2 protein-coding genes are annotated in these 6,537 nt (G+C 61.2%); both read right to left on the reverse strand.

All coding sequences use genetic code 11. The features are described from left to right. A partial coding sequence (locus tag ACYQ1A_RS21655; protein WP_499365800.1) for a beta strand repeat-containing protein occupies positions 1-5,490 on the reverse strand: 5,490 nt, incomplete at its 3' end. 350 nt (positions 5,491-5,840) lie between these two features. After that, the coding region (locus ACYQ1A_RS21660; RefSeq protein ID WP_499365801.1) for an autotransporter outer membrane beta-barrel domain-containing protein at positions 5,841-6,537 on the reverse strand (697 nt) is incomplete at its 5' end.

Below are 6,537 nucleotides of genomic sequence, written 5' to 3' on the forward strand. Positions count from 1 at the left end.
AGTGTTGACCGCCACCGTGTTCAGATCAGCATGGCTGACCTGCAAGGTGCCTGCCGTCCCGGCTGCGGTGGTGCCGACCACGTACTGGCTGATCACATTGCGCGCCGTGACCGTGCTGGCGGCGGTGCTCACCGCCGCAACCGCAGCGGGCGGCGTCGGCACCGTCGGCAGCGTATACACCGCAACCTTGCTGGTTTCCACCGTCACGCCACCTTGCTGCACGATGCCCGAGCCTGACGTCCCGGCGGCAATATTGATGGTGCCGGTGTTGACCACATGCCCGCGTTGCCCAAGGCGGCTGAAGGCATACGAGTTATTGGTGTTGATATTGATCACGCCATCGTTTTCGATCACCGCGCCATCCAGCGCATCGCTGGTCAGCTGCATTGCCACCAGGTTCTGCTGGCCCAGCGGATTACCGACCGCGCCCAGATTGATGGTGCCGTTATTCACCACCTGGCCGTTTGCGCCCGCCTGCATGCCAACGGCGCCAGTCACGGTAAGGTTGATCACCCCATCATTAACGGCCGCATTGTTGGTGTAGGCGATATTGACGGCGGCATGCCCCAGGCCGCCATAGGCGTAATTGACCACCCCGGTGCTCTGGTTCCAGAACATGTCTGAATTACCGGCAACCGACGACGAAGAGTCGCTGATCAGATTGCTCCCGCTCACATCAACCTGGGTAATGGTTCCGCCGTTGATGATGGCCAGGTTGTCACCGGAACCCAGCACCAGCGTGTTGCGGTCGCCCCCCGACAGGTCCCGGACTATGGTGCCCGTATTAACGAATTTGGCACCGCCATCAATCTGCAGATTACGCCCGTTGTTGATGCCTATCGTCCCGTCGGATTCGTTGAATACGTTGCCGCCGCGTATCCACAAATCGCGCCCGTTATCGGCGTTGAGGGTGCCATGGTTGTCGAACACATTGTTGCTATTGCCATCCATATACAGACCCTTGGTCATAGAACCCCCGACGCCATTGCTGAAGCTGCTGCCCCCCGTCATCGACAGCGCGCCACTGATGGTGCCGGTATTGCTGGCACTACCACCGTTCTGGCTGAGGTCGCCGGTGATCGTGCCGCTGTTATTCAATTGTCCGGTCGTGATCTGCACGTTGCCGAGCGTGCCCTGATTGACCACGCTGCCGCCGTTGATGTTGATCGGCGTGCTGATCGAGCCCGAGGCCAGGTTGGTCAACGTGCCCTGTGGCAACACCGTGAATGAAGCGCCGCTGACCGTGCCCGCATTGCTCACGCCAACGGCCGCACCGGTGCTATAAGCCGTGCCAGCGGCCTGGGTCAGCGCCGTGGTCGCACCCGCCGCGGCGATCACGCTGCCGTCCGCATATTGCTGCAAGGTGGTGGTGGCGCTGTTGTTTACGCTGGGGTCCACGCCCGGCCCCACCACAATCTGCCCCAGATTGATGATGTAGCCATTCACGTTGTTATCGGTGTAGAACGCGCGACCGATATTCGTGTTGATGGTGATGACGCCGGTGGTGTCGTTGATGGCAATGCCGCCATTGATGGTGCCCATGCCCACCAATTGCGCGGCGCTGCCGTCCGCCACGGTAGTGGCATCGGCGTTGAGTGTGATATTGCCGCGGTTGGTGACCGTGCCGCCGCCCATGGCCAGCATGCCAAAACCAGAGTTGGTCACGGTGATATTGCCGGTATTAAGCCCGGTGACGCCTTTGCCGTATTGCGAGTCCGTGCTGCCTGCCTCCAGCGCCGCGCCACGGTAAAACGCAGTGTTGTCTGCAGTGGTGTAGGGCGTTTTTCCGGTGGTCACCCCGCTCGCGTCGACGACGGGAACAAAGCCATCAAGGCTGAGGTTGCCTTCGTTGAGCAAGGAACCAAGCAATTGCGAATTGTTGTCCTTGTCCCCGGTGGCGGCGATGTTAAACAGACCCGCCCCTTGCGCCGTAATGGTCCCGCCTGCGGCATTGACTGCCGCGCCCCCCGTCGTCCCCAAAACACCGGCTGCCAGACCGCTGGCCCAGCGCACGGGCATCACATTAACGCCGGTACTGCCGACAGGCAGTGCGGTTGAACGCAGATTGATTGATCCGCTATTTCGCGCGGTAGAGCCCGTGTACTCGGCAATCATCACCGTTGCCTGTTTCCCGTCGTTATCGATACCTAACTGATCAATGCGGCCCGAGCTCTCCACCGTCGCCCCCTGAAGCGCGCTCATGAGCGTACCGCGATCCGCCGGGGCGGCATTGATGAAACCTGCGTTGGTAATCTGCGTTCCAGTGCCGGTGGCTGACAACGTGCCGCGGTCATATTCGGCACTGCTTGTGGTCACAAAATTGACGTCCAGCTCGGAACCCGAATCCAGCAGCACTTGCGCACCACCTGAGGCGGTGGCGAACATCCCGTACAGCACTGAAGCGCTTGTGTTGGAAACGCTGGATTTTCCACTCACCGTTACCGTGTTCGGGCCACTGACATTGATTCCGCGCAGCAGATCATCGCTACCGTATGCGGTACTCGCACCCTGGTTATCGACATTGATGGACACCCCGCCTGCAACATTGACCACGTTGCGCTCACCAGACAGATCCAGGGCAGTGAAGAAGCCTTGCTGGCTGCCCTTGGCTATGCCGGGCTGCTGCAGCGTGACTGTCCCTGCCAGATTGATGGTGTTGTCAGAGCCGGTCACGACCAGACCGCGCAGATCGCCGGGCGCGATGGGATTGCGCGTGGCGCCGATGTCGATGCTGCCGACATTCAGATTGCCGTCCAGCTTGAGCGTGCCCTTGCTCCCGTTGATCACGATGCCGGTCGCTGGCTGCAGGACCCCGTTGACATCCTTCACCGCCGTCACATTGACGTTGCCCTGCAGACTCACATTGGCGTTATCGCTTTCCAACATCACGCCGGTGCCGTTCAGCGTCACATTGATATCGCCGCTATTGGCCAGGGTGGTTTTTGCGGTCGGGTCGGTGCTGTGCACGTAGATGCCCACCGAAAAGGGGTCTTGCACATTGATTTTTGCCGCGGTCGAGGTATTCGAGTTATTGCCGGTCACCGAAATGCCGGTGCCCGCATTGGTCACATTGATTACCCCGTCCAGCGTGGCAGTGGTCGTGACGTTATCGCCGGTAAACGCAATGCCGGTGCCGTAGTCGGTGGCGTTGATCTGGCCCGCCAGGGTGGCCTGGGTGTTGTTGCCGTCGATCTGCACGCCGGTCGAGGAGGGGCCGGTGATGCTGGCAATAAAGTGCTCGATGTTCAACTGGGTGCCGTTGCCGGTCACTTCCACGCCCGTGCTGCCACCGGCTACGTTCATGATGGCGGGGTTGTCGGCGGTGCCACTCAGATTGATCACTGCGTTATCGCCGGCCACATCAACGCCCTTGGCGCCCTGCTCGACCACCAGCGCGCCGGTTTCGTTGACGGTGGCACCGTTGCCGTTAACCACCGTGCCGGTGGAGCCGGTGCCGGTGGCTGTGGTCGTGCCCGCGTTATTGACGGTGCCGTTCTGCCCATCGATGCGGGTGCCCGTGCCCCCTCCGCTGACGCTGGTCTTGCCGCTGTTATCCACAACCGCGTTATCGCCCGCCACCCAGGTGCCGATGGCGCCGCTACCACTGATATTGGCATCGCCCTTGTTGGCGATTCTGGCGTCTTTGCCGATCACATCCGTGCCGACGCTGCCTGCCGCCACATCGGTAATGCCGTTGTTGTTGACGCTGGCGGTATCGCCAGTCACCCGGGTGCCGATCGCGCCGTTATCCACGCTGATATGCGCGTTGTTATCCACCTGCGCGTTATTGCCGCTGATATCGGTAATGACCGTGCCCTTGCCCGTGCCGCTGCCCTCGCCGCTGTTGATCACCTTGCCGCTATCGCCAGCGATATGGGTGCCGGTGCCGCCGTCAGACACGGTCACCTTGCCGGTGTTGTCCACGCTCGCGCCTTTGCCCGTGATGTCGGTGCCGATACTGCCCGCGCCGGTAATGGTGGCATCGCCGCTGTTCACCACTTTGCTGTTGTCACCCGCAATCTGGGTGCCGGTGCCACCGTCGGACACGGTCACCTTGCCGATGTTATCCACGCTGGCGCCAGTGCCGGTAATGTCCGTGCCGGTGCTGCCCTTGCCCGAGATGGTGGCATCGCCGCCGTTCACCACTTTGCCGTTGTCGCCCGCGATATGCGTGCCGGTGCCGTCATCGCTTACCGTCACGGCGCCCTGGTTGTCGACGGTGCCGCTATTGCCTTTGATGTCGCTGCCTATGCTGTCGTCGCCGCTGACCGTGGTGGTGCCGGTGTTGGTAATCACGCCGTTGTCGCCAATGATGCTGCTGCCGGTGCCGCCGTCGGTCACGCTGCTGTTGCCGCCGTTGATGATGACGCCGGTGTTGCCGCTGATCACCGCGCCCTTGCTGCCGTCGCCAGCAACGCTCATGCCCTCTTTGTTCTCGATGCGGCCGTCGTTATCCGTCACCAAAGTGCCGATGGCACCGTCCTTGACCGTAACGTGATCATTCACCACCACGCTTTTGTCGCCAGTGACTTCGACACCGATCGAACCGGCATCGGTGCTGGTGGTCTCGCCATGCACGGTCACCGTGCCGCTGTCGCCGTCCACATGCACGCCGGTGCTGCCCTCGCTGGCGGTTACCCCGTTATCCACCGTGGTCTGCGTGTTGTCGCCCACCACAATCACGCCCGCCGAGTCACCGCCTTTGACGGTCACCGTCGGTACATGCACCTGCGAGTTGTCGCCGAGGGTGATCACGCTGTCGCCGGTGGCATGAATAATCCGGCCTTGCCGATCCAGCGCCCAATACAGCCCGTCGGCATCCTTGCCTTCCACGGTCAGGGTGGGTGGCGTGGTGGCGTTGTTGACGTTCCAGTTCTGGCTATTGGTATACAGAATTGCATCGTTGGGCGCCTGGCCGTAGCTGGCCACCAGCGTGAGCTTGTAATGGTCGCCTTCGGCGGCATAGCTGTAGACCAGGCCATCCATCACGATGACCTGGGCATTGCGGTTGAGCACCACGCCGTAATTGAAATTGGTGACGCCGGGGACGGGCGTAGGCGTAGGCGTCGGGGTGGGGGTCGGCGTAGGCGCCGGGGTGGGTGATGGCGGCACGTAGCCATCGTCACCTTCATGGCCGCTGGAGGCGATGGCGGCAATGCCAAGCGCGGCCGCCACCGCGCCACCTACCGCCAGCAGCGGGGTGGGTGGCGAGGAGGTGGTGGTGGTTACCGCGGGATCAGGGCAAGGGGCGGTGCTGGGGGTATCGCCCACCGCCGGGCAGGGCGTTGGCGCAACGGCCGGATTGGCGTCGGCGCTGACCGCGGCTGGCGCGGGGTCAGCGTCTTGTGCATACACCGGCGCGCAACTCAGGCACGCCGCCATTAGCGGTGCCAACGTGGCACGCTGGCTTTTATGGCGACGCTTTTTGATAGCCACGGCGGTCGACGTGACGATGGAATGCGTTAATGCCTGCCCGCTCACCTTTGCCATGATGTATTTCCTTTTTCATTTTAAAAAATAGAAATCGGCCGCAATCACAGAATTAATGCGTCGACAGTATTTTTGATATATTTAAAACAAAAAAATAGCCAGTACCTGCGTATTGGCTATTATTTCTTTGCATGAAAATACGGGATGAAATTAATTAAAAGGCATTTGGCAAAACCGGTTTCCAGACAAAAACAGAGCAACAATCAATGCGAAAGTAAGGCGCAGGGCGCGTAATCCTTAGCGCGTGTTTTCGCAAGCGGCAGCAAGCCGCAGGGCTAGCGCTGCACAGGCTCGTTGCTTTTGCATTAATCCTGAATGAATAGCGTTAATTGATTTAATTACGCTGCAATTCAAAATTGTTGTGCATAGCGCGCCATTACCCCGTAATCATTGGTGGTATCCTGGCTGCTGGCATAGCCATCCAGGCTAAAGCTGCGGCGGCCGCTCTGGTAATCCACGCCCAAGGTGCTGCTGTAATTAAACGGACTGCGTTGCCCATTCGCCGCCAGCAGGAATTGCGCTTGCGGCGCACCCGGCAACGTGGCGCTGCGGATGCCGCTGCGGTACAGCAGGCTCGGCCCGCCCAGCAGATTGAAGTGGCCGTTCCAGCCCTTCTGGTCGGCGTAGCTCAGGCGGATGCCTGCCAGCATATCCAGCGCGCTGCTGGTGTTGCCGGTGACGTTGAGGTTGTACAGGTCGGCCCCCGATTCCGCCACGGCGTCATCGCGCGTTTGCCGCCAGGCCATGCCGATGGCGGGCGCAATCTGCCAGTTGCCCGCGTGATAGGCATGGTCCAGTTGCACATTGGCCGCCAGTTGTTGCTGGCCGTTATCGGCGGTGGCGCTCTGATGCACGTCGCCGAAGTTGAGCGCGCGATGCGTCTGCAGCTGGTTGAGTTGCCACTGCGCATCGGCCTGCAGTTGCAGGCCCGCGCCCACCGGCCGGGTATAGGTCAGCGCCGCGTACTGGCTGTTGCCGGTGAGATTGCCGTTGTCAGACGTGTGGCTGCCGCTACCCAGCCGCGCCCGGCCGTATTTGACCAGCAAG

The sequence above is a fragment of the Silvimonas sp. JCM 19000 genome (genome assembly GCF_054652575.1).